The 21,455-nt window shown below is 70.2% G+C and carries 18 protein-coding genes; 10 read left to right on the forward strand and 8 right to left on the reverse strand.

Annotated elements, in window-relative coordinates; all coding sequences use genetic code 11:
• The first annotated feature begins 42 nt into the window (after positions 1-42).
• From ACFY93_RS10790 to ACFY93_RS10800, 3 genes are all read left to right on the forward strand, one after another.
• A complete protein-coding gene (locus ACFY93_RS10790; protein WP_391355975.1) occupies positions 43-4,707 on the forward strand; it encodes a peptidoglycan-binding protein in 4,665 nt (1,554 codons plus the stop codon).
• 334 nt (positions 4,708-5,041) lie between these two features.
• Positions 5,042-5,986, forward strand: coding sequence for a hypothetical protein (locus ACFY93_RS10795; protein WP_391355978.1), 945 nt, complete (start codon positions 5,042-5,044; stop codon positions 5,984-5,986).
• A 131-nt stretch (positions 5,987-6,117) separates the two neighbouring features.
• On the forward strand, positions 6,118-6,462 hold the full coding sequence (locus tag ACFY93_RS10800) for a hypothetical protein (RefSeq protein WP_391355980.1): 345 nt from the start codon (positions 6,118-6,120) through the stop codon (positions 6,460-6,462).
• 245 nt (positions 6,463-6,707) lie between these two features.
• On the opposite strand, the gene ACFY93_RS10805 is transcribed toward ACFY93_RS10800, so the two are convergent.
• Entirely contained in the window at positions 6,708-7,238 is a 531-nt protein-coding gene (locus tag ACFY93_RS10805; protein ID WP_391355982.1) for a hypothetical protein, read from the reverse strand.
• A gap of 568 nt (positions 7,239-7,806) precedes the next feature.
• Between ACFY93_RS10805 and ACFY93_RS10810 the strand changes: the two genes are divergently transcribed.
• Positions 7,807-8,727: a phosphotransferase gene (locus ACFY93_RS10810; protein ID WP_391355984.1), complete on the forward strand. Its 921-nt coding sequence runs from the start codon at positions 7,807-7,809 to the stop codon at positions 8,725-8,727.
• Positions 8,728-9,262: 535 nt separating this feature from the next.
• Here the strand turns inward: ACFY93_RS10810 and ACFY93_RS10815 are convergent.
• Positions 9,263-9,700 carry a glutaredoxin domain-containing protein gene (locus ACFY93_RS10815; protein ID WP_391355987.1) on the reverse strand — a complete coding sequence of 146 codons (438 nt, stop codon included), beginning with the start codon at positions 9,698-9,700 and terminating at the stop codon, positions 9,263-9,265.
• 643 nt (positions 9,701-10,343) lie between these two features.
• On the opposite strand from ACFY93_RS10815, the gene ACFY93_RS10820 reads away from it, so the two are divergent.
• Positions 10,344-10,922, forward strand: coding sequence for a hypothetical protein (locus tag ACFY93_RS10820; RefSeq protein WP_391355990.1), 579 nt, complete (start codon positions 10,344-10,346; stop codon positions 10,920-10,922).
• A gap of 180 nt (positions 10,923-11,102) precedes the next feature.
• Here the strand turns inward: ACFY93_RS10820 and ACFY93_RS10825 are convergent, their stop codons facing one another.
• Complete coding sequence (locus tag ACFY93_RS10825) at positions 11,103-11,666, reverse strand: TetR family transcriptional regulator C-terminal domain-containing protein (protein ID WP_391356240.1); 564 nt, start codon at positions 11,664-11,666, stop codon at positions 11,103-11,105.
• Between the two features lie 165 nt (positions 11,667-11,831).
• On the opposite strand from ACFY93_RS10825, the gene ACFY93_RS10830 reads away from it, so the two are divergent.
• Both ACFY93_RS10830 and ACFY93_RS10835 read left to right on the forward strand, forming a co-directional pair.
• On the forward strand, positions 11,832-12,761 hold the full coding sequence (locus tag ACFY93_RS10830) for an NAD(P)-binding domain-containing protein (RefSeq protein WP_391355992.1): 930 nt from the start codon (positions 11,832-11,834) through the stop codon (positions 12,759-12,761).
• Between the two features lie 342 nt (positions 12,762-13,103).
• Positions 13,104-14,027 (forward strand): GNAT family N-acetyltransferase, encoded by a 924-nt coding sequence (locus ACFY93_RS10835; protein ID WP_391356242.1) that lies wholly within the window; start codon positions 13,104-13,106, stop codon positions 14,025-14,027.
• 133 nt (positions 14,028-14,160) lie between these two features.
• On the opposite strand, the gene ACFY93_RS10840 is transcribed toward ACFY93_RS10835, so the two are convergent.
• On the reverse strand, positions 14,161-14,676 hold the full coding sequence (locus tag ACFY93_RS10840; protein WP_391355995.1) for a hypothetical protein: 516 nt from the start codon (positions 14,674-14,676) through the stop codon (positions 14,161-14,163).
• A gap of 59 nt (positions 14,677-14,735) precedes the next feature.
• Entirely contained in the window at positions 14,736-15,524 is a 789-nt protein-coding gene (locus ACFY93_RS10845) for a metalloregulator ArsR/SmtB family transcription factor (RefSeq protein WP_391356244.1), read from the reverse strand.
• 326 nt (positions 15,525-15,850) lie between these two features.
• Here ACFY93_RS10845 and ACFY93_RS10850 point away from each other — a divergent pair, with 326 nt between their 5' ends.
• Both ACFY93_RS10850 and ACFY93_RS10855 read left to right on the forward strand, forming a co-directional pair.
• A complete protein-coding gene (locus tag ACFY93_RS10850; protein ID WP_391355998.1) occupies positions 15,851-16,330 on the forward strand; it encodes an HIT family protein in 480 nt (159 codons plus the stop codon).
• Positions 16,331-16,559: 229 nt separating this feature from the next.
• Complete coding sequence (locus ACFY93_RS10855) at positions 16,560-16,955, forward strand: hypothetical protein (RefSeq protein ID WP_391356001.1); 396 nt, start codon at positions 16,560-16,562, stop codon at positions 16,953-16,955.
• 219 nt (positions 16,956-17,174) lie between these two features.
• On the opposite strand, the gene ACFY93_RS10860 is transcribed toward ACFY93_RS10855, so the two are convergent.
• Both ACFY93_RS10860 and ACFY93_RS10865 read right to left on the reverse strand, forming a co-directional pair.
• Positions 17,175-17,798 (reverse strand): histidine phosphatase family protein, encoded by a 624-nt coding sequence (locus ACFY93_RS10860; RefSeq protein WP_391356002.1) that lies wholly within the window; start codon positions 17,796-17,798, stop codon positions 17,175-17,177.
• Between the two features lie 163 nt (positions 17,799-17,961).
• Positions 17,962-18,555, reverse strand: coding sequence for a TetR family transcriptional regulator (locus tag ACFY93_RS10865; RefSeq protein WP_391356005.1), 594 nt, complete (start codon positions 18,553-18,555; stop codon positions 17,962-17,964).
• A 116-nt stretch (positions 18,556-18,671) separates the two neighbouring features.
• Between ACFY93_RS10865 and ACFY93_RS10870 the strand changes: the two genes are divergently transcribed.
• The gene (locus ACFY93_RS10870; RefSeq protein ID WP_391356007.1) at positions 18,672-19,583 is read left to right on the forward strand and encodes an NAD-dependent epimerase/dehydratase family protein; all 912 of its coding nucleotides are present in this window, start codon (positions 18,672-18,674) and stop codon (positions 19,581-19,583) included.
• A 148-nt stretch (positions 19,584-19,731) separates the two neighbouring features.
• On the opposite strand, the gene ACFY93_RS10875 is transcribed toward ACFY93_RS10870, so the two are convergent.
• The gene (locus ACFY93_RS10875; RefSeq protein ID WP_391356010.1) at positions 19,732-20,952 is read right to left on the reverse strand and encodes a metallophosphoesterase; all 1,221 of its coding nucleotides are present in this window, start codon (positions 20,950-20,952) and stop codon (positions 19,732-19,734) included.
• Positions 20,953-21,455 lie beyond the last annotated feature (503 nt).

The raw sequence follows: 21,455 nt of genomic DNA on the forward strand, positions 1-21,455 counted from the left end.
CCGTGAGCCCCGCCGACCCCGTGAGCCCCGTGGGAGACGACGATGCCCTTCGAACAGCACATCAACTGGACCGTTCTTCCCGCCGGGTTCTCGGACGACGGCACCCAGGCCCGCGTGTCGGTGTTCGTCGCCCCCCGGCTGACGACGACCGACCAGCCCCAGGCAGGGGCGCCCGACCAGCGGATCCTCAGCACCCTCGGGCACTTTCCCGACTTCGTCACCTGGCCGGAAAGGGTGCAGGAGGCAACGTTCGAATTCGCCACCGGGGAGGACGCTTCCGCGTCGTCCACGTCCTTCACCGGCCGGCTCACCCCCCAAGGTCCGTCCCCTGATGGCGACTTGTGGACAAAGCTCTTCACCGAGGAGACCCCGCTGGAGCTGTTCACCTTCACCGGCACGAACGTGAACGACGGCCACACCTACCCGGCGAACGAAGTCAGCCGGTTCACCAGGCGCACCTACGCCGAGGCGGCCAAGATGTCGCCCGAGGCAGCACCCGTGACCCGGGATGTGATGCGCTCGCTCCGAGTGGTCCCACCGGACGCCGAGGGCGTGGCCGCGGACTCGGGTGCCATGCCCGACGCACTGGCCGCACTGTGCGCCTTCCACACGCTCCCCAGGAGGCCCGCCACCCTCGCCGACGGCGAGGCGCCCCCCATGCCGCCCACGGAGTTGTCGCATCCCGACTTCCATCAGATGCTCACTTCGCTCGGCGATCACCCCGAGCTGCTGCGGCGCCTCGGACTGGTCCTGGACTTCCTCCTGCCGGCCGACGGGCTGCCCGTGTCCTCGGGCGAGCGGTTCCTGACCGTCACTCCCCACTGGACCGACCCGCACGCGGACTCGCACGACATCTCCCCTCACACCTTCTATGTCTTCCTCCCCGACCGTCACGTCCTCGTCCCCGGCGCCACGGCCCGCACGGCCGCCGACCCGCTGGCGTCGCCGTCACGCGGCGTGGTGGCGCTGCCCGAGGAGGACTTCTCCGTCGAGCAGGCCGACATCGACGGCGCCGCGATGAAGATCGCCGCGCACATCGGGACATCGGCCCCCACGGACGCCACGGGACTGTCCCCGGTGCGGACCCATGGGATCTCGCTGATCAGGGACAGGCGCCGGGAGGTCCTCAAGGAGGAGTGCGACCGGGCGGCCGACCACGACAAGGCCTTCACCCAGGTGCTCACGGGCGCGAAGGCAGCGGCGGACGCCCCGCAGGCGGCAGGAGCCGCACCGCCTCTCCCGCCGGCCCCCAAGCTGGTCGCCGAGGACCTGGTCCGCGGCCACCGGATGGACATCTGGGACGAAGAACGGCAGCGCTGGTTCTCGCTGCACGAGCGTGACGTGGAGTACCGCCGGCCGGACGGCGGAGCACTCCTGCTCACCGTCTCCGACGAAGGGTTCTTCCAGGCGAACCTGGTCTCACTGCCGGCCGGGATGGGCGACGACCAGCCCTACGTACCCGAGCAGCTGATCACCTGGGACGGATGGTCGCTGTCAGCGCCCCGCCCGGGCCTGGTGCTGGACATCGACGAGGGATCGGCCGAGGCGCACCGGCCCCCCAACCAGCCCGTGGAAGTCAGCAACAAGGCGATGACGGCACTGCCGCTGGAGATCACGTCCAAGGTGCGGCCCGGCTCGCTGCCCAGGCTCCGGTTCGGCCACGAGTACCGGGTACGGCTGCGCACCGTCGATCTGGCGGGCAACGGCCCCACCCTGGCGGAGGCCGATGCCCTGATGGACCAGCCGGACCTGGCGCTCCCCGGCCACGGGCTGCTGGTGTTCCGGAGGTACGAGGCTGTTCCGGCGCCCGCCGTGGCCCCCAGACTGCCGCTCGCGGAGGGCGCCTCGGCCTTCCGGATGGTGATCCGGAGCAGCCCGGGGTCCGAGCCGCCCCCGGCCGCCCCTCCCAGCCCCCCGGGGGACCAGGTGACGGTCGTCCTGGCCGACGTCCAGCCCGGCAGGACCAATGGCGATGTCCGCATCGTCCAGCAGGCCCTCATCGCCCGAGGGCACAGCCTCCTGGGCGGAGCGGACGGTGTCTTCGGCGACGAGACCCGGGCCGCCTACGCAGCCGAGCAGCGTGCACAGGGGTTCGAGGGAGGCGACGCCGACGGGAAACCGGGCTGTCAGACCCTCACCGAACTCGGCCGCAACGGTGGCTTCGCCGTCGACTGCGCCACCGGCCCCGGAGAAGCCGGTCACCACGAGACGGCCGAAGACCAGGACGCGGGCGCGACAGCCGAGCAGTACGCCGCGGACTTCAACCGGTCGCGACTCGTCACCGAGGAGGAGCACCCCTCGTACCAGGGGGCGGACGAACGGCACGTCGTGGCCCCCAAGGCGTCACTGCGGTGTGTCGAGTGGCACGGACTGCTGGACGAGGCCATCGGCTCCACCGATCAGCGGGCCCAGGACGCGGTCTACGAACTGGCCGGACGGGAGAGCGGCTCACTCAGCGATCCGACCCTTCCGGACGTGCGACTGGAGCCGATCCCGTCCCGGGCGGCGGACCCCGAGAACCCGGCGGTGACCGCCCTGCACACGGGCGTGCGGGTGGACGTGCCCTATCTCCCCGACCCGTTCAGCACGGGAGCCGTCCTGCTCGACCTGCCGGGCATGCCCGCCGGGACTCCCTTCACGGTGCCCTGGAACGGCGATGATTGGCACCACCCCAGGTCCTTCCGGCTGAGGCTGGCCGAAGGGACCGCGCCGCCCAGCTTCGACGAGGCGTCCAGGGTGCTGACGGTGTCGTTGCCCAAGGGTGCCGTGGCGACCGTCCGCCTGTGCTCCAAGATCGACTTCGACGAGAAGACCATGGGCATGGCCTCCTGGTGCCGGGAGGTGCCGGCCCCCGCACCGGGACTCGCGCCGGAGACGGAGGCGGACGCGGCGGCGAGGAAGGCGACGGAGCTGCGGAGAGCCGACCACGCGCTGGAACTGGCCGCGGCCGGTCGGCACTGGATGTTCACCCCCTCCCAGGAACTGACGCTCGTCCACGCCGTGCAACGGCCCCTGAAAACACCGGTTCTCAACCTGTCGCCCCTGGCGGCGCCGCGCGCCCCCGACGCGACGGCCGAGCACCTCGCCGGCAGCATCACGCTGGACGAGCGGAGCACGGACCGGATCGATCTGGTCGCGGAGTGGACCGACGTGACGGACGCCGGGCCCAGGGGCCGTGACACCCGCGACATGACCGCCCCGGTGTTCGACCTGCTGACGGCGAGGGTGAGCCGGGAAGGCGTCCCGGGCACCGAACCCGCCGTCCTCCAGAACGGCATCCTGACCTTCAGCACCAAGGCGGCCGAGGACCGGGCGAAGGCGGCCGCGGACGAGGCGAAGGCGCTCAAGGAAGCGGCCGTGACGGACGACGACAAGGCGAAGGCGGACGCGCTCAGGATCCCTCTCGAACTCCACAAGCACGAGTTCGGCGACACCAGACACCGGAAGGTGAGCTACCGCCCGGTGGCCGGCAGCAGCTTCGGAGACTATTTCCCTCCGCAGTTCGCCGCGCCCGGCGAGAACGCGCTGACCGTACGGGGAGAGGCGAAGGAGTACTCGGTGCCGAGCAGCGCGCCACCCACCGCACCGAAACTGCTCTACTGCATGCCCACCCTCGCCCTGGAGCGCCTGAACCATGCCGACGGACCGCCCGGCGCCATCGTCCACCGCCGCCGAGGCGGCGGCATCCGGGTGTTCCTCGACCGTCCCTGGTTCTCGTCCGGAGACGGAGAGCTGCTCGGAGTGGTCCTCGGCGAGCCTCCGGGAGGAGACCCGGCCTCCGTACGGGACGCCTGGGTCACCTTGATGGGCCGTGACCCCATCCACCGTTCCGCGCCCGTCGTCGCCCCGACCGCGGACATGTTCACCAATGCGGTGCGGCAGTCCGGGACACTGTCTCTGCACACACCCTCCGGCTCGCTCGACGTCACGGTCGTCGGCTTCGCCCCGGTGTTCGACCCGGAGGGGATGGACGAGACGGGGAAGGGCGGCCGCTGGTTCTGCGACCTTGACATCGACACCGGGGACGCCTGCCTGCCCTTCGTCCGGCTCGCTCTGGTCCGCTACCAGCCGGACTCGATCCCCGGAGCCGAGATCTCGCAGGTCGTCCTCGCCGACCTGGTACGCACCCTGCCCGACCGGCAACTGATGGTCACGCCCGGCGAGTCGCTGTCGGTCAGCGTCACCGGTCCCTCCTGGGACCCCACCGGCTCGCCGCCACCGCAGATCACGGCCACATTGCAGCGCCGGAACAGCGTCATCGCCGACGAGTACCTCGGCTGGGTGACACTCGAGGACACGGCCACGGTACTCACCTCGATCGACGCGGAGTCCTCCCGGACGCCCTTCTACACAGGCCAGGTCCCGACGCCGCCAGGGCGACGCGGAGGGCCGCTGCGCCTGGTGGTCATGGAGACCGAGGGCATTCGAGCCGACGGCCCCGCACCGCCCACGACCCCGGGGCCGGTCGTCTACTGCGACACCGTCGACCTCTCACCGGGGCAAGGAGACTCGGACGGGCACGACGGGCACGACGGGCGCGACGGGCGCGACGGGCACGACGGGCGCGACGGGCGTGACGGAGGCGACGGGCGTGACGGGCGCGATATCCATGACGGGCACGGCGAGCACCAAGGGCATGGCGAGCATGGCGGACCCGGCAGTCACGGCGGACCCGGCGATCATGGCGGTGGATTCCGCCACGGTTGATCGCTCGGTGAGAGGGGGCGCGGGGCGAGGCCTGCCCGACGTCATGGGGCGGCTCCGGTCCCCGGCCAGAGCCAGTACTGGCGGACGCAGGCGGCAACCCGTCGAGTATGTGGGCACCGCTGGCCGCCGAACCGGAGCGCGAGGAGGCCGCCGCTTGCGGAAGGAAAACCGCAGCGAGACCCTGGTAATGAGGCCGACGTAGCGCTCTGCACAGCCATTTCGGGCGCCCCCGGGTTGCACGACAGCCGGCAGCTCGCAGACCGGCGCCACGTCCCTTTCATCTCGTCACTGTCCCGCAGGGCGGAATCTCCCCAGCCTGCAAAGGGTGAGTCGCATGCTTCCTGACCAGCCGATCTCGGTGCCCTCCGACGCCGTTGAGGCATCAGCAGCGCTTCGTGACCTGCTGAATGCCCGAGAGGCGGGGAAGTACACGACCGGTGTGGGGCTGAAGCAGACAGGCGGGGAGTTCACCCCGCAGATCGCCTTGTTCGTCTACGTCCCCCAGAAGCGGCCTTCCGAGGAGGTGCTGGAGGGCGAGCTGATACCAGCCGAGTTCAACGGCTACCCCACGGACGTCGTCGAGGTTCAGCCGGTTCACATCGACGACACCGCGAGGTACGACCCTCTGTGCGGGGGCATCGAGATCTCGAGAGAACGACTCATCCAGGATGGCATCTTCGCCCCGCCCACAGGGACTCTGGGAGCCGTTGCCACCAGCCGCGTCCACGGCGGTGAGGCCCGATTGCTCACCTGTGCCCATGTGGTGCAACAGAGTGGCATCAACGTCTATCAGCCCGGACTGGTGTCCATATCACCGTTCGGCGACGTTGTCGGCACCGTTGACACTGTGCGCCGCGAGTTCAACCCGATGTTCCTGGACTGCGCGACCATCGCTCTCAACGGTTCCCGCGGCGCGAAGCCGCTGGTCGAGGGGATCGGCGCGGTGCAGGGTGCCCTGGTGGATCTTCCGCCACTCGGAGAAGTGGTCAAGAAGCGCGGCAAGCGCACCTTGCTGACGTTCGGTTTCGTGGTTCGGCTCAGCTCATCGGGCTTCGTGCCGGCCATCGATCAGATCGAGATCAGTGGCGCGGTGCCCTTCGTGACCCTGTTCGCGGGTGCGGGCGACTCGGGATCGGTGGTGCTCAACGCAAACAACCAGGCCATAGGGCTCCTCTTCGCGATACCGCGAGAGGACCTCGGCGCGGGCTTGGGCAGCGGTGGTCTCGCCATGCCCATTTTCAACGTGCAGGAGGCTCTTCAGGTCGATATCGCCCGGTGAGAACCCAGGAGGACAGGCCGACTTCTTCGTGCGGGAGTTGTGAGTCTCGTCCAGGGCCAGGGGGTTGGGCCAGGGGTTGGGCGTTACTTCGACCTGGCTCGACCGTTGAGCAGATCATGAATACTCGACGCATGACCGCTGCGCTGGGCGCCTTCGCTGCTACCGCCCTGCTCGCCCTCTCCATGCCCGCCACTACCGCCCACGCCGCCGAGTGCGGGGTCCGCTCCGACGGCCGGCTGTACTGCGGCAACGATGTCGGGGCGAAGGGGTATGCGGACCGCTCGTATCGTTCAGCGACCCGCGGCACGCTCAACTCCGGGTTCAGCTGGTTCGCCTGCTGGGGCCACGGCGACCCTCACCAGGGACAGAACGACATCTGGTACTGGACGCAGCTCGACAACGGACAGTGGGGCAACGTCCCCGCTGTCTCCGTGCACACCGGCGTGGACCCCGCCCCGGGCCTGCGCCAGTGCTGAAGCCGTAAAGAACGTCCTCAAGCCCACCGCACATGGAGGCCACACCCGTCTGAGCCGACGTGGCCAACTCAAGCCTGACGGGGCTCTCCTGGTGGATGTGGACGAAGAGCTCAGAGAAGAGCGCCTCTTCCGCGGGGGAGCCCCTTGAGGCTCCCCCGGTGGCCGCATGCCGAAAGCCTCCCGGCCCCGGAGTGGCCAGGCTCCCGCCCGGGCGCGGCGCGGGACGCAGCCTGCCACGGCGGCCGTCAGTGCACGTCGAACTCGTAGCCGTGCGGCACCGGCGTCAGAGTGCACGGCACCGGTGAGAAGCCGTAGTCCTCGTCTTCCTGCCGCACAGGCGCCGGATGCGGGTGCGGCTCCTGCGGCAGGTCTGCCGCCCGGCGCCAGCGGATCTCCACGACCGGGCTGACGTCCGCCTGGGGCGCGGGTGGGTCCCAGTGCGTGTTCGGGCACCACAGCAGCTGAAACACGTCGGCGTCCTCCGGCCACCAGTCACCCGGGGCGTCCCGTCGGAAGACCTGTACCACTGGCAGCATCGCCACAGGCGGCAGCCCGGACGGCTCCGACTCGTCCGGCACGGAGCAGTGGGGCCAGGGCTCGTCCGCCGGCCAGAGCATCGGACCGGCGATGGAACTGTCGTGGTGCCCGGGCGCCCCGGGCGTGGGATGGAGGACGACCGCCGGCCTGCCATAGGGCGCGAGGCCGGGCACAGCGGCATGTATCGCCTCGGTGGATGGCCTGTTCGAGTAGGGCAGCATGGCTGGGTAGGGCAGCATGGCTGGATCCTAGAGGTGCGCCGCCTGTGGCACCGGTGCCGCCCAGCCGTGCGGGGCGGGCCCGGGCGAGTGACCCCGCGCCGTGTGGGCGTGCGCCCGCTGCCGCCACGGTCGCCACCGCTCGGGCGACGGACCGCTACCGCTCGGGTCACCGTCGCCACCGCTCAAGCGACCGTCGCCACCGCTTCGGCGGCTACCGCACGCTCGCCGCGAGACCGGGCCCATGTTCCCCGCCGCGCTGGACCCGCGGACACGCGAGCCGTCGAGGGAACCGCGCGCCGGGCACTCAAGGCGCTCGGCCCGGTCGGGTCTTCGGCCATCAACTGCGCGCACGGAAGAGAACCCTGTGTGTTCTGACGCCTCGTCGCCTTCCTCGCTCCGGACTGCTTGGCTTCCGGTAAAGCACCTTCGGGAGGCTCATCAACTCGCCACACTGGCAACGCTACTGGGTGGCGAGCGGATCAGTCGCTCAGTGGCAAGCCCTCACGGGAGAGCCGCGCTCACCCGCGACGACGCCCTGCGAAAAGCGGTTGACGCTCGTCGGCGTCCGGCGGTCGGATGGCGTGCCATGAGCACAGGGCGAATGCATCCCGGCATGCATCCCATCGACGAGGACCTTGTACTGCGGCTGATCGCCGGACAGTTCCCTCAGTGGGCAGGGATGCCAGTGGAACGGATCCCGTCCGGCGGCACGGTCAACGCCATGTACAAGCTGGGCGACGACATGGTCGTACGGCTCCCGCTGGTGAAGGGCGGAGCCGACGACGTATCCAGGGAGCGCACGTGGCTGCCACGCCTCGCGCGCTGCCTGCCGACCCCCATCCCCGAGGTGCTCGGCGCCGGGCGGCCCGCCGAGGGGTATCCGTGGCCCTGGTCGGTGTACCTGTGGCTCACGGGAGAGAACCCACAGGAGGGGGCCTTGAGCGCACCTGTACCGCTTGGTGAGGACCTTGCGGCGTTCGTGGCGGCTATGCGGAGCGTCACCCTGCCCGGGGCGCCTCGAGCGCACCGGGGCGGGCCAGTCGCCCGGCTCGACGCGGAGACCCGGGCAGCTATCGAGGAACTGCGCGGGATCCCGCAGGAGGGCGTCGACTGTGATGCCGCCGCGGCCGTGTGGGACGAGGCGCTGCGGGCCCCCGGCTGGGGAGGGCCGCCGGTGTGGCTGCACGCCGACCTCATGCCGGGCAACCTGCTGGTGGACGGCGGCAGGCTGACCTCGGTCATCGACTTCGGATGCCTGGGAGTGGGCGATCCGGCGTGCGATCTGTTCCCGGCCTGGAACCTGCTGCCTGCCGATGCGAGGGAAGCCTTCCGCGAGGCGCTGGGCGTGGACGACGCGACCTGGACCCGTGGCCGGGGACGGACTCTCTCGCAGGCGCTGATCGCGCTGCCGTACTACCGGGAGACGAACCCGGCGATGGCGCTCAATGCCCGGCACGTGATCCGAACGGTGCTCGACGAAGCTCTGGGCACCGTTGCCCAATGGTGAATCCGGCTGTTCCAGGAGGGTGAATCGCGCGTGTGAAGCGCGCTGTCGTGGCGCGTGAGCGGCTATAACGCTGCCCATGATGATCATGATGCGGGCTACGGTTGTCGCCGCCGCACTTGCTTCCCTGTCCCTTCCCGCCGTCACCGCGCACGCCGACGACGACCCGGACCGGAGCGCGTTGAGCACGGCGCCCCAGTCGGTGCGGCAGGCGTCCCAGGCGGCCGACCGGACACCGGAACCGTCAGCCTCGCAGGGCGACGAGTCCCGGACGGCCACACCGGCCACGTCCCGAGGTCAGAGCAAGGGGCAAAGTCTGAGCGGTCAGAGTCAGAGCGGTCAGAGTCAACGCGGGCAGAGCCAAAGCGGCCTGGGCAGGCTCACTTCAGCTCTGCCTGTCTGTGTCGGTGTGAAAGCGGTCATGGTGCCGGTCAGCAGTTGTCCCGGCTCCTGAACGGGTACTGCGACGGAACCCGAGCCGCGTCGGCGAGTCGAGCGGGACTGCGCTCAGGTCCTGCCACCGCGGCCTTCAGCCCGGTCACGCGGAACGGGACAACTGCTCACGCACCCACGCGGGGTCGGGGTTGGTGTGCGGCCGGCCTGCCACGACGACGGTCGGTACGGTCTCGTTGCCGTCGTTGGCCGCCCTCACCTCAGCAGCCCCAGCCGGGTCACGCCAGATGTTGACCCAGTGCGCCCGGCGGGCGCTGCGTCCCAGTCGGATGCGCAGTCGCATGCAGTACGTGCAGCCGGGGCGCCAGAAGACGACAGGCCGACCGTCGGCGGCGCTGCGGCGGTGTGCCTCCGGGGTGCTGATCGACTTCGGGAAGATCAAAGGCGAGCTCACGCCCGCGAGCAGCGTGAAACCCAGCAGGAGGGCCGCTGCCGTGCCGAGGTCCCCTCTGGCGACAGGGCCGACCGCGAGGAGTGAGCCGCAGAGGAACAGAGTGAGGGGCAGGATCCAAGCGCGTGTCATGAGGACGAAGGCTATCGATGGCTTCCCGCAGGCGAGAGCGGGGCATTCCCTGACGCAGCGTCCGCACAGCGCGTGGGCGTCCGTACGCAGCGTCGATTTCGCGCAAGGCATCGTGCACATCGTCCATCGCGGTGCGCACCGGCAGCCCACGTCTCCGGGCTCGGTGGTCGGCCTCCCACTCGCCGGTAGCGGCGGAGACGACGCCGGCTTCGGCAGCGTCAGCTGTGGTTTCCGCGCCCGGGACGGGATCGACGTACGGGGCAGTGACACTCTCGCCGTCCAGCGCGCAGTAAGAATCATGAGCGCCATGGAACTGACTCACCGGGCCGGTCAGCGCGGTCTGGTCTCCAGCCGTCCATCTGATGGGGGCTGTTGTCCGTCGCCGCTCGTTGTCACCCGCGGACGATCCGGAGGCGGTGCCCGAACCGTCGGCCGTGCGCAGGGGCGCGGCTGAGTGTTCCGTGTTTCTCCTCGTTCATGGCTGGGCCTCGCCGTGCCCGTCCTGGGTCTGTTGGTACTGACGTATTTCGCTACGGGGCCCGAGGCTCGCGTATCCGCGCAGTGGCAGGTTCAGGCCCCCGCCGAGCCGTTGCCCGACCGCCCGATCCCCGCCGGGGGCACGGCCCGGCTCTCAAAGTGCGGGGTGAAGGAGTGGCCGCGGCCGGAACCACGGGGGAAGGGCGAGCGGGGCAACGACCCGAAGCTGGTGCTCACCGGCTGGGACGTCTACGACCCGGGGCCGAAGGTGCCGGGCCAACCGCGCTTCACCGTCCACGCGGCCATCCGTACGGGCGACCGCCCTCTGCTGCTCGACGCACCACTGGCCAAGGGCGGGGTCACGCTCGATTTTCACGGCCCGCACGGTGAGGGCGTCCGAGCGTCCGCCCGCGGGCTCACCGCGACTGTCGTGAACAGCGGTTACGAGGGGAAGCCTGTCGAAATCCCGGCCTCCGGAGAATTCCGCGTGGATCCAGGAAAGGAACTGCTCCTGGACGTGAATCTGCCCGCCGGAGCCGTGTGTCCCGGCCACAGTCTGCTCGACACCGGCAAGTGCTCGCCCGAGGGCACCAACGACGCAACGGACTGCCCGGTGGTGACTCTCACCCTCGCCGACCCGGCGATCCGTGCGTACCGGGCCGAGACGACCGGCGAAAGCGGTGCCCGTTCCTTCAGCGACCGGCTCGTCGCGGTTTCCCTGGAACCGGACGTCTCCCAGGCGTGAGCCCCGGTACCGGCTACAGCTGGAGCGATACTCACGCTCTCGGCCGCATCACCACGCCGTCTGCCCATCGATGACAACGCCAACGCCAACGCCAACGCCAACGCCAACGCCGATGGCGATGCCGATGGCGACAGCGGCGACGCGACGGCCGGACCGGCCGTCCGGCTCATCGGGCCCGGCTCATCCGGCCTTCGCCACCGCGGCGTCGAGAAGCGGCCCGAGTTCCCGGGCCGCGGTCGTCAGGGCACGGACGTTCCGCTCGGCTCGGGCGATCAGGATGGCCCCCTCCAAGGTGCTGATCATGAGCGTGGCCAGCGCACCTGCCCGTTCCTCGGGCACCCCCATGTCGGCCAGAGCGCGCGCCACCGGACCGGTCCAGGCGGCGAACGCCGCCGCCGCGGCCTCCCGCGTGGACGCGGTGGACTGCCCCCAGTCCACCGTGGCGGCGGCCACGGGGCAGCCACCCGAGAACCCGGTGGCCTCGTACTCGTCGGTCCACTGGCACACCATCTCGGCGAACAGGCCGCTGGGCGTCGGTTCGGACAGCGCGGCGAGGAAACGTGCGACACGGTTGCCCGCGTAGCGCCCCGCCCAGCCCACGGCCTCGTTGACCAGCTGTTCCTTGCCGCCGGGGAAGTAGTGCTGGAGTGAACCGCGTGGGGCGCCGGCGTGGGCGGCGACCTCGCGCATACCGGTGGAGGCGACCCCGTCACGCCGGATGAGCTGGGCCGCGCTGAAGACCATCCGCTCACGCGGCCCGCGTTCGGACACTGCCCTCTCCGATCCCCTCGACCTCACCCTGCCGTGCGTCTTGCGGAATCCACCCTATGACCGCTGTCATAGTGACGGCTACTATGCCCACTGTCATAGCCGGTGACGGCGCGGACTCGGAAGCGGTGGTGATACCTCATGAACGTGGGTTTCGTCGGCCTGGGAGTCATGGGACAGCCCATGGCGCTCAACCTGGCACGCGCCGGGACGCCCCTCGTCGTGTGGAACCGCACCCCCGGTCGGTGCGCGCCTCTGCGCGCCGCCGGAGCCGAGGTCGCGTCGAGCCCCGCTGAGGTCTTCGGCCGGGCCGCCACCGTGTTCCTCATGCTGGCCGACGAAGCCGCGACCGACACGGTGCTGGGGCGAGGCACCCCGGACTTCGCCGCCCGCGTCACCGGCCGCACCGTCGTCCACATGGGCACAACCTCGGCCGAGTACTCGGGCAGCCTGCAGGACGACGTCCGGGCGGCGGGCGGGAGGTACGTGGAGGCCCCGGTCTCCGGCTCCCGCGTCCCGGCCGAGCAGGGCGAACTGGTGGGCATGCTCGCGGGCGACGAGGACGCCGTGGCAGCCGTACGGCCCCTGCTCGCGCCCATGTGCCGGGAGACGTTCGGCTGCGGTCCGGTACCGGGAGCGCTGTTGATGAAGTTCTCCGTCAACCTGTTCCTGATCACTCTGGTGACCGGGCTGGCCGAGGCGTTCCACTTCGCCGACCGGAACGGACTCGACCAGGGCCTGCTCCGCGACGTGCTGGACGCGGGCCCGATGGCGAGCGCCGTCTCCCGCGTCAAAGGACCCAAACTGCTGGCCCGCGACTTCGGCGTCCAGGCGGCCGCCACCAACGTGCTGGAGAACAACCGGCTGATCGCCGAGGCCGCCCGCAAGGCCGGTCTGGCCTCACCGCTCCTCGACGTCTGCCACAGTCTCTTCCAGGAGACCGTGGCGCAGGGGCATGGCGATCAGGACATGGTGGCGGTCCTGCGGGCGCTGGAGGCGCGGACCGACGGCGATTCCGTACCCGTACGACTGTCCGTGCCCGTACCGCCGCACGAGCGCGTGAACGGGTGACCGAGCCGCGGGGGCGCGCCGTCGCCTGCTGTGCGGTGCGGTGCGGTGCGGGTCGGGAAGTCCTGACGATCGAACGGGCGGCAGGCAACGGCAACGGGCACGCCTTCGCCTCGTCCTTCCCTGCCGAAAAGGATTTGCGGACGGGCCCGCGCTTGGATAGACGTTACGGCGAAGGTCCCACCACCAGGGCGAGGGACCACGACAGCGAGAGGAGGGATAGGCCCATGATCCCCATGATCACCGCGCTTGTGCCCTCCCGGGGTGCGGACGACGTCTGACCCCGGTGCGGGACGGGCGCCTTCACCGGAGCGTGCCTTGACCGTGAAAGCGAACGACCTGACCATGCGTCCGATCACCGGACGCGAAGAACTCGACCTCTTCTCCCGACTGCCCTACGGCCTCAACGGGGAACTGGCCGACGACCTTGCCGCCGCCCGCCGACGTCCGGAATGGATGTGGGTCGCCCTGCGCGATGACCGCCCGCTGGCCAGGGTGGCCTGGTGGTGCCGACCGGGCAGCGATACACCGCTCATCCTGGACGTCCTCGACATCGAGGACAGCACCTCGGCTCCCGATCGCGTGGATATCGGGGCGCGACTTCTGCGCACCGCCATGACCGCCACCCTCCCGAACGGATCACGTCCACCTGAGTACAGCCGTTTCGTCCCGCCGGACTGGCGTGAGAACGCGGTGACCAGGCAAGCCATCGAGGATCGCACGGCGGTCGTGGAGCGGACCGGCGGCCGGCTGTTCGTCGAACGGCTGCGCCTGGAGTGGCGTCCCGAAGCGCCGGTCGGTGAGCCCACCGGGCGCCTTGCGTTCCGGCCCATCCGCGATGCCCGGGAACTCCTGGTGCTGATGGCCTCGGCCCTGGAAGGGACGCTGGACGCACATGGCCGTGACGACCTGACCCGGATGTCTGCGCGGGAAGCGGCCGTCAAGCACTACGAGGACGAACTCGCGTGCTACGCCAGCCCGCAAGACTGGTGGCGGATCGCGACGCTGCCGCAGGGCGAACCGGTCGGGTTCGTCATCCCGGCCCACAACGGCTACAACCCGATCATCGCCTACATCGCGGTCCTTCCCGGGCACCGCGGCAACGGGTACATCGACGACCTTCTCGCCGAGGGCACCCGCGTCCTCGCCGAGCAGGACGTTCCCCGCGTCCGTGCGTCCACCGACCTGGGCAACGTCCCGATGGCGAAGGCGTTCAGGCGCGCGGGATACGCCAACTTCGAACGCGAGATCAACATGGTCTGGAGCTGACCGGGTGGGCGGGAGCTCCGCGAACGGGGCCCCGCCCACGCGCCCGGTGATCAGTGGTTCGCGACGGTGAGGAGGGTGTGTGTCGCCGCGGCGTCGCGGGGTTCCCCCTGCGCCCTGGCTCGCTGTGGCGTGATCACGTCGTCGCCTCGGCCGCGGGCCGGCCGGGGAGAAGGGCGAGAAGCTGCTTCGTGTGACCGGGCAGCTCCGCTTCGGCCAGCCCGGTGATGATGTCACGCAGCGGCATGGGCTGATCGGTCAGCAGGGTGCCGTTGGACAGGAGGCGGGCCGGCACCACGGTGCCCAGTTCGGTGTCGCTGAGCGCCGTGTCCGCGGTGAGTGCGCACAGGGCGGCTGCCTGGGCGCGGATGCGGTCCCGGAGTCCGGCGTGGCCGCCGGCATGCGTGATGGCCTGCCGGATGGTCCAGGTGTCGAGAGCGGTCCGGTTGTCGTAGGTGGTGTCGGCGCCCGCTGTGATGTCCGCGAGGGCGGCGATGGTGGCGGCGCCGACGAGGGAGACGTGCGCGAGGATCTGGTCCGCGTCCCACTCGCCGTCCGGTGGGGCGGGGCTCGGGTCGCCGGCCTCGGCGACGGTGGCGGCGGCGTCGAGAAGTACGCGGTAGGCGTCCTGGAGCGGGGTCGTGTCCGGCATGTGCTGCACCTGTCTGTGCGGGCGTAGGCGGAAGGGGCACGGTGTGGCGGGGCGTGGCCTCAGGAGTGGGCGCGGGTCATCTCCCAGGGAGCCTGCGGCAGGACCTCGCCGGTCTCCAGCATCGACTTGAGGTTGGCCAGCACGGCCGGCCAGCCGGCCGAAATGCCGCCCAGCATCTCCTGGTTGGGGAGTTTCTCGTGGGTCACGGTGAGGCGGACGATGTCCTGGTGCGGTTCGACGAGGAAGGTGACGACCGACGGCTCCCTCGGCGATTCGGCCTCGGGGGCGTCGTCGAAGGTGATGACCAGGCGCGTCGGCGGCTCGGCCTCCAGGACGCGGCCCACCACGTCGGTCTTGCCTGAGCCGTCGACCCGCCGGTGTTCCCAGGCCGAGCCCGGCTGCCAGTCGGAAACGTTGGCGTGTCCCCAATAGCGGGCCGTGAGGTCGGCGTCGGTCAGGGCCTGCCACACCTGCTGTGCGTCGGCGCGGATGTACGTGACGTACACGTAGTCCGGTACTGGTGTGGGTGCTGTGGTCATGGCGTACTCCTCTGCCTGGTGCTTGATGGCGCTGATCGTTCGCAGGCGGGGCTTGTCGAAGCCGGAGATCCAGCGTTCCTCGATCTCGTGGATCGGGGCAGGGTTGAGGTAGTGCAGGCGCTCCCGGCCGCGCCGTACGACGGTGACCAGGTTGGCCTTCACGAGGACGTCCAGGTGCTGCGTCGCGGACTGGCGGGTCATGTCAAGGCGCTGGCACAGCTCGCGCAGGGTCTGCCCGTTGTGCTCGCGCAGCCGGTCGAGCAGGAGTCGCCGGGTGGGGTCGGCCAGCGCCTTGAACGCCGAGTCCATCGCTGTTGCTTCGAGGCTCACGACTCCATTATGCAGGCATTCACCTGCCTATCGTCGAGGCGAGGACTGCGCCACCGGCCCGGACGACCCGGCTGGTCCGCGGCAACCCCGGTCATCCCGCAGCCGTCGGACGGTTGAGCGTTTGCATGTTGTCGAGCGACCCCGGTGAGCGCATGCGCCGACTGGGGGTTCGTCGTACTGGATCGTGCGTATCCCACTCTGCCGCTCTCCTCGCCCCGCTCGTCCCACGTGCCTCGCCTCTGAACTGCGTGAGGGGAGTGGGGATCGAAGAGTGATCCCTGATCGCCGCGATGTACGTTTCGGCCATGACCGGTGACTGGCGGATGGATCGGGTCGGGACTGCGCTCACAGGCGAGAACCCGACCGTCTTGCGGCGGTTGAGGGCGGGGTTCGCGGCGATCGGGGATGTTCAGTTCCTGCCCGGCTACTCGGTCCTGCTCGTGGATGAACCGCATGTGCAGCGGTTGTCGGACCTGCCGAGGTCGAAGCGGCTGTCGTTCCTGTCCGACATGGACCGGCTCGGCGAAGCGGTCGAGCGGGCCTGTCGGCGGCTGGATCCGGCCTTCCGGCGGGTCAACCTGGAGATTCTGGGGAACACGGACCCGTTCTTGCATGCCCATGTCTGGCCGCGGTACGAGTGGGAGCCGGCCGATGTGGTGGGCAGGCCTGTGTGGCTCCATCCGCGTGAACGGTGGACTGACGAGGAGTTCCGGCTCGGTCCCCGGCACGACGTGCTGCGAGATGCGATCGCCAGCGAACTGGACCGGCTGCGATCGGCGGCCTGACGCTTCGTGCCCCCTGGCTGTCAGGTCGGCGGGGACGGTGATCGGTGACGGCGGCCACAGCTCACTGGAGACGTCTGCGCGGGCCGCCGGATCGAGTCTTGCGGGCCTTGTAGGGTCCCGGTGTGAGTGACGACCGCAGGACTCGAATCGGGTTCGCGCCAGGTCGTGTCCGATGGGTCATGTGGGCTGATCAGGGCTGTGAGCTGGTGTTCGCTGGATGGAGGGGCGCATGGCTCGCGGTACAGCCGAAGAACGGGTGGGGATGAAGGGGATCACGTTTCCGGCCTGGCGGGGAGAGCACTACGTGACCCTGGCTGAGCTGCTGGTTCGCCTCGGCAGCTTCGGCCTGGACCTGACGTGGCGCGTTGAATTCGACGAGATCGTCGATCCTCGCTGTGCCGAGATGGAGAGACGGTCCGCCGACGCCGGCATGGACACGTTGACGTTGTTGTCGCTGACGACCCCCTTCCTCCAGTTGATCGATGCCGAAGCGCGTGGGTTCGCCGGGAATGAGCTGGTGCTCGTCCTGACTGAATTCGACAGCTCCTCGTGGGACATCAGGGCTGCCGACGAGCGCGTACTCAACGAACTCCGTCACCACAACCCGGGTGCGAAGGAACTCTGAGCCGGGGCCCGTCACTCCGAACGGAGCCATAGGCGGACAGCCGCCACGGTGACCGTTCCGTGGAAGACGTACGCGCGTTTGAGGACAACTGCGTGCACGGCAAAGCGGCGGAGAAGCACACCGAGGCATAGTGGCTTGGAGCGTGCGGCTACTAGCGGCGGTGGGCCGTGGTCCGCGGTGGAGCCGACGCCGTGAGGGTGGCGTGAGGGCGGCCGTTCTTCAGATGTCCAGCCCGGGGGGAAAGCCCGTCCAGCGCAGTTCGGTGGGCAGGTGGCGCATGTCGTTGCAGAGGAGGACGGAGGCGGCTCGCCCGGGTACGTACCGGAGGACGGTGAGTGCCGCGTTGCAATGGTTGAGGCCGAGCCAACGCCACCTCGGCGCGTGCATGGCGTCCCGGACCAGCCAGGCGACCAAGAAGTTGTGGGTGACGACCAGTTCATGTCGGTCCTCTTCGCCGTCCACCGCCCCGGTGAAGAGATCCAGGGCCTGGCGGGCCAGTGCGGGCCCCTGTGTCCGCTCCTCGTCGGTGGCGTCAGCGAGGAAGCGGAGATAGAAGTCCGCTGCTTCGGGCGGAAGCTCGTCCCTTCCCGGAATGTGAGGCACGTAGTCACCGGCGACCTCCGAGGCGTGCAGGGGGACGCTGTCGAGTTGTTCGCCGATCAGGTGCGCGGTCTGCTCTGCCCTCGGCAGGGGACCGTGGTGGACAGCCGTGAGCGGGATGTCCCGGAGGCGTTGACCGAGCAGGGTGGCTTGGCGTCGGCCGGCGTCCGTCAGCCCGCTCTCGTCCGGTAGTGCCTCGCCGTGCCGGACGAGGTAGAGGTATCTGGTGGCTGTGCCGGCCATCTCAAGCTCCTCGGGACTCGGCGGCGATCTTGTAGATCAGGGACGCCGTCCCCGTGAGCACTGGTTCCCTGCCTGGTTCAGTTCGAAGAGGCGCCCGATGCCAAGGCAGAGGGGGCGTGTCCCAGTTCGTTCGTCCGCAGTGATGCAGCGGTCGTGCGCGGCCCTATCGGCTTCCCGGCTGTGTCTGTGCCGGCGGGGCGGCCGCGGAGAGGGCGCGCAGATCGTCGAAGGCTCGGATGAGATGCGCGTTCAGGCTCTGCGAGGGGTCGTCGATCCAGGCTTGAGCCGCTTGGTGGAAGGCGGCCCACCCGGTGTGGGCTGCCAGGCCTGCCAGCCGGCCGGGGACTCCCCGCTGCCGCAGCGCCTCCGCTACGGCGTCGGTGAGCGCCGCCGCCTTGGCCACCTCGCGTTCGCGGAGTGCCGGGGTCACCGCGATGATCTTCAGTCGTGGTTCGGCGAACGGGCGGTTGTCCTCGAGGATCCGTCCGGCTTTCCGGAAGGCACGGAGCAGTACGTCGAGCGGGCGCAGGCCGTCGGGGGCGTCGGCGACTTCCCGCGTCAGCGCGGCGCGGAGGTCGGCTTCGCCGTCGAAGAGCACCTCGCGCTTGTCCGGGAAGTGCCGGAAGAACGTGCGCTCGTTGACGCCGGCCCGGGCTGCGATCTCAGCCGTGGTGGTCTGGTCGAACCCTCGTTCCTGGTACAGCTCCAAGGCCGCCCGCTGAAGGCGGCGGCGCGCCTCCGCTCCGCTCCGTGGCATCCCTCCACACTACCGGATGTGTCAGTAACTGGCGCTACTTGACGTCAGTCACTGGCGCTACCTACAGTCAAGGGCATCACGTAGTGTCAGTCACTGGCGTTAAACAGGAGAGTGTCATGCACGTCTTTGTTACCGGTGGTTCCGGCCAGACCGGCCCGGCGGTCGTCACTGAGCTCATCGCGGCCGGCCACTCGGTCACCGGTCTGGCGCGGTCGGATGCCGCCGCTGCCCGGCTGGAGTCGCTGGGGGCCGCACCGCACCGCGGCTCCCTGGACGACCTCGACAGTCTGCACAGCGGTGCGGCAGCCGCCGACGGTGTCCTGCACATGGCCTACGGGGGCGACTTCTCCGACCTAGACGACATGATGCGGCGCGACCGGACCGCGATCGAGACGCTCGGCCGGCCGCTGGAGCACTCGGGCAGGCCGCTCGTCATCACCTCGGGCACCCTGGTCATGCCCGCCGGCCGGGAGACCACCGAGAAGGACGAGCCCGACACGGCCGGGATCGCCGCCTTCCGCATCGCCGGTGAGCGAGCATGCCTGGGCTTCGCCGCCAGAGGAGTGCGCGCGAGCGTGGTCCGCCTGTCTCCCACCGTGCACGGCCCCGAAGACCGCGGCTTCATCCCCATGCTCATCGCCACCGCGCGGAAGACCGGCGTCTCTGCCTACGTCGGCGACGGCAGCAACCGATGGCCTGCCGTACATCGGCTCGACGCGGCGGTCCTGTTCCGGCTCACACTGGAGAAGGCACCCGCGGGCAGTGTGCTGCACGGAGCGGCCGAGAGCGGCGTCACCATGATGAGCATCGCGGAGACGATCGCCCGGGGCCTGGGGCTGCCCACCGTCTCGCTGACTCAGGCCGAGGCCGCCACGCACTTCGTGAGTCCGTTCATGGCGACCGCCTACGCCTTCGACGGGCCCGTCTCCAGCACTCACACCCAGGAGCTGCTCGGGTGGTCTCCCGCCCACCCGACACTTCTCGAGGACCTGGAGCACGGCGATTACCTGGCCCCGCCGGCGTCCTGACCCCCTCACACCGATCCGGAACCCCCCGGCTCGGACGGCGAGCGGTGCGAGATCCAAGGCGCGTACCCGGGCCCCGTCATGCGTCGATGCCGCATCCGGGGCTCGGACTCGTGGACTGCTCCGAGCGCGTGCGCCGGCCCCTCGAGTGCTACGTCGTGGTGGGCGGGTGCGGGGAGCGGAGGACGAGCAGGGTGATCTCGCTGGGGGCGAAGACGCGGAACGGCGGGCCCCAGAAGCCGGTGCCGCGGCTGGTGTAGAGGAGGGTACGGGGGCCGTGGTGGCTGAGGCCGGCGAGGGCGGGCTGGTCGATGCGGACCAGGTGGTGGAAGGGCCAGATCTGGCCGCCGTGGGTGTGGCCGGAGAGCTGGAGATCGACGCCGCCGGCCACCGCCCGGTCGATGAACTTGGGCTGGTGTGCCAGGAGGAGGACGGGGAGGCCGGGATCGGCGCCGTTCAGGGCTCCGGCGAGGTGGGCGCCGTGGCCCGCCAGGCCGGAGGACTCGGCGGTGACGTCGTCCACGCCGGCGACCACGAGGGTGTCGCCTCCGCGTTCGAGCAGTAGATGGCGGTTGCGCAACGGCTCCCAGCCCAGCTCGTCCATCAGGTCGACCCAGCCCTGGGCCTCGCTGTAGTACTCGTGGTTGCCGGTGACGTACACACGGGCCCGGCCGGCGCGCACGGTACCGAGGGGGACGGCCTGGGCGCGGCGGCGTTCGGCCGTGCCGTCCGCGATGTCGCCGGTGTGGCAGACCAGGTCGGCTTCCAGGGTGTTCACGGTCTCGCACACCCGTGCCGACCAGCGGGCGCGATCGAGGGGGCCGTAGTGGGTGTCGGTGATGAGGACGACGCGAGTGCCGTCCAACCCGGCACCCAGCCGGGGGAGTTGCACGTCGAGCCGGCGCACGCGTGGCACGCGGCGGGCCTCGGCGTACCCCCAGGCGAGCAGTACGGCGGTCGTGCCGAGGACGGCCCACGTGACGACGCGAGCCCGGTCCTGGCCCTCGCCGACGCCGGTCAGGGTCAGGGCGAGCCGCAGGAGGACGCCGAGCAGGACGGACCAGGTGAACAGGACCCAGCCGGCGCCCAGCAGGGTGTCACCGATGATCGCCGCCCCATCCTGCTGGCGCCGGCCGTGGCCGCGCGTCATCGCGAGCGGCATACCGACGAGGCCGAGGGCGAACAGGGCCGTGCCGGCGAGCGTGACGGGCAGCGGCCAGTGCTGGCCACTGAACAGGAGCACCCAGCAGGGCACGGCCCACAGCAGAACGGGAGCGATCAGGGGGATGTAACGCATCAGGCGGTGCAGTCTGCTCCGCCGCGGGGCGAGCGCTTCCGTGTCGTCGGGCCGGGTGTCGCTGGTGTCGGTCACGCTTCCCCTCACAAACCAGGCTGCCGTCCCGCGCACTGTATCCGGTCGCCCTCGGGCCGGCCGGACCTGCCTTGCGAGGGCATGGCCTCCTTGGCGTACGTCCCCCGCCGAACCTCATGCGCGGCCTCTGCGGGTCAAGGGTAGGCACATGGGACGCGTGGGAGTAGTGGCATGCCAGGTCGTCACCACCGGGCAGTCGCGGACGCCTTCTGTCGTTGTGCTCGTGGAACAGCAGGGGCTCGGCGCTCGCCGGCGGGCTGCCGGGCTGCGTGAGCAAGTAGACCGGGGCGGGCCGGACTTGGTCGCGGCCGAGGAGGAAGGGCAGGAGTGGGTGATCGCTCGCGGGCTGCCGCATCCATCGCCGCGGGGCGGCCCCTGGCCTTATCACCATGGCGGGCAAGCCATCCGTCCTGATCGTCCGCGTCAACCACGTCGGCCGCTTCCAGAGAGCCGCTGCCCGGTCGGCCGCTGTCGCCACCCGCTACGACAAACGGGCTGAGTTT

This window comes from Streptomyces sp. NPDC008313 (assembly GCF_042956125.1).
Taxonomy (GTDB): Bacteria; Actinomycetota; Actinomycetes; order Streptomycetales; family Streptomycetaceae; genus Streptomyces.

Coding starts and splice junctions, on each gene's coding strand:
- ACFY93_RS10845 (WP_391356244.1), bottom strand. CDS start 15,524: ATGGACTCGGCGTTCAAGGCGCTGGCCGACCCCACCCGGCGACTCCTG.
- ACFY93_RS10860 (WP_391356002.1), bottom strand. CDS start 17,798: ATGGCCGGCACAGCCACCAGATACCTCTACCTCGTCCGGCACGGCGAG.
- ACFY93_RS10800 (WP_391355980.1), top strand. CDS start 6,118: ATGACCGCTGCGCTGGGCGCCTTCGCTGCTACCGCCCTGCTCGCCCTC.
- ACFY93_RS10790 (WP_391355975.1), top strand. CDS start 43: ATGCCCTTCGAACAGCACATCAACTGGACCGTTCTTCCCGCCGGGTTC.
- ACFY93_RS10865 (WP_391356005.1), bottom strand. CDS start 18,555: ATGCCACGGAGCGGAGCGGAGGCGCGCCGCCGCCTTCAGCGGGCGGCC.
- ACFY93_RS10795 (WP_391355978.1), top strand. CDS start 5,042: ATGCTTCCTGACCAGCCGATCTCGGTGCCCTCCGACGCCGTTGAGGCA.
- ACFY93_RS10805 (WP_391355982.1), bottom strand. CDS start 7,238: ATGCTGCCCTACCCAGCCATGCTGCCCTACTCGAACAGGCCATCCACC.
- ACFY93_RS10810 (WP_391355984.1), top strand. CDS start 7,807: ATGAGCACAGGGCGAATGCATCCCGGCATGCATCCCATCGACGAGGAC.
- ACFY93_RS10840 (WP_391355995.1), bottom strand. CDS start 14,676: ATGCCGGACACGACCCCGCTCCAGGACGCCTACCGCGTACTTCTCGAC.
- ACFY93_RS10850 (WP_391355998.1), top strand. CDS start 15,851: ATGACCGGTGACTGGCGGATGGATCGGGTCGGGACTGCGCTCACAGGC.
- ACFY93_RS10855 (WP_391356001.1), top strand. CDS start 16,560: ATGGCTCGCGGTACAGCCGAAGAACGGGTGGGGATGAAGGGGATCACG.
- ACFY93_RS10825 (WP_391356240.1), bottom strand. CDS start 11,666: ATGGTCTTCAGCGCGGCCCAGCTCATCCGGCGTGACGGGGTCGCCTCC.
- ACFY93_RS10830 (WP_391355992.1), top strand. CDS start 11,832: ATGAACGTGGGTTTCGTCGGCCTGGGAGTCATGGGACAGCCCATGGCG.
- ACFY93_RS10835 (WP_391356242.1), top strand. CDS start 13,104: ATGCGTCCGATCACCGGACGCGAAGAACTCGACCTCTTCTCCCGACTG.
- ACFY93_RS10815 (WP_391355987.1), bottom strand. CDS start 9,700: ATGACACGCGCTTGGATCCTGCCCCTCACTCTGTTCCTCTGCGGCTCA.
- ACFY93_RS10870 (WP_391356007.1), top strand. CDS start 18,672: ATGCACGTCTTTGTTACCGGTGGTTCCGGCCAGACCGGCCCGGCGGTC.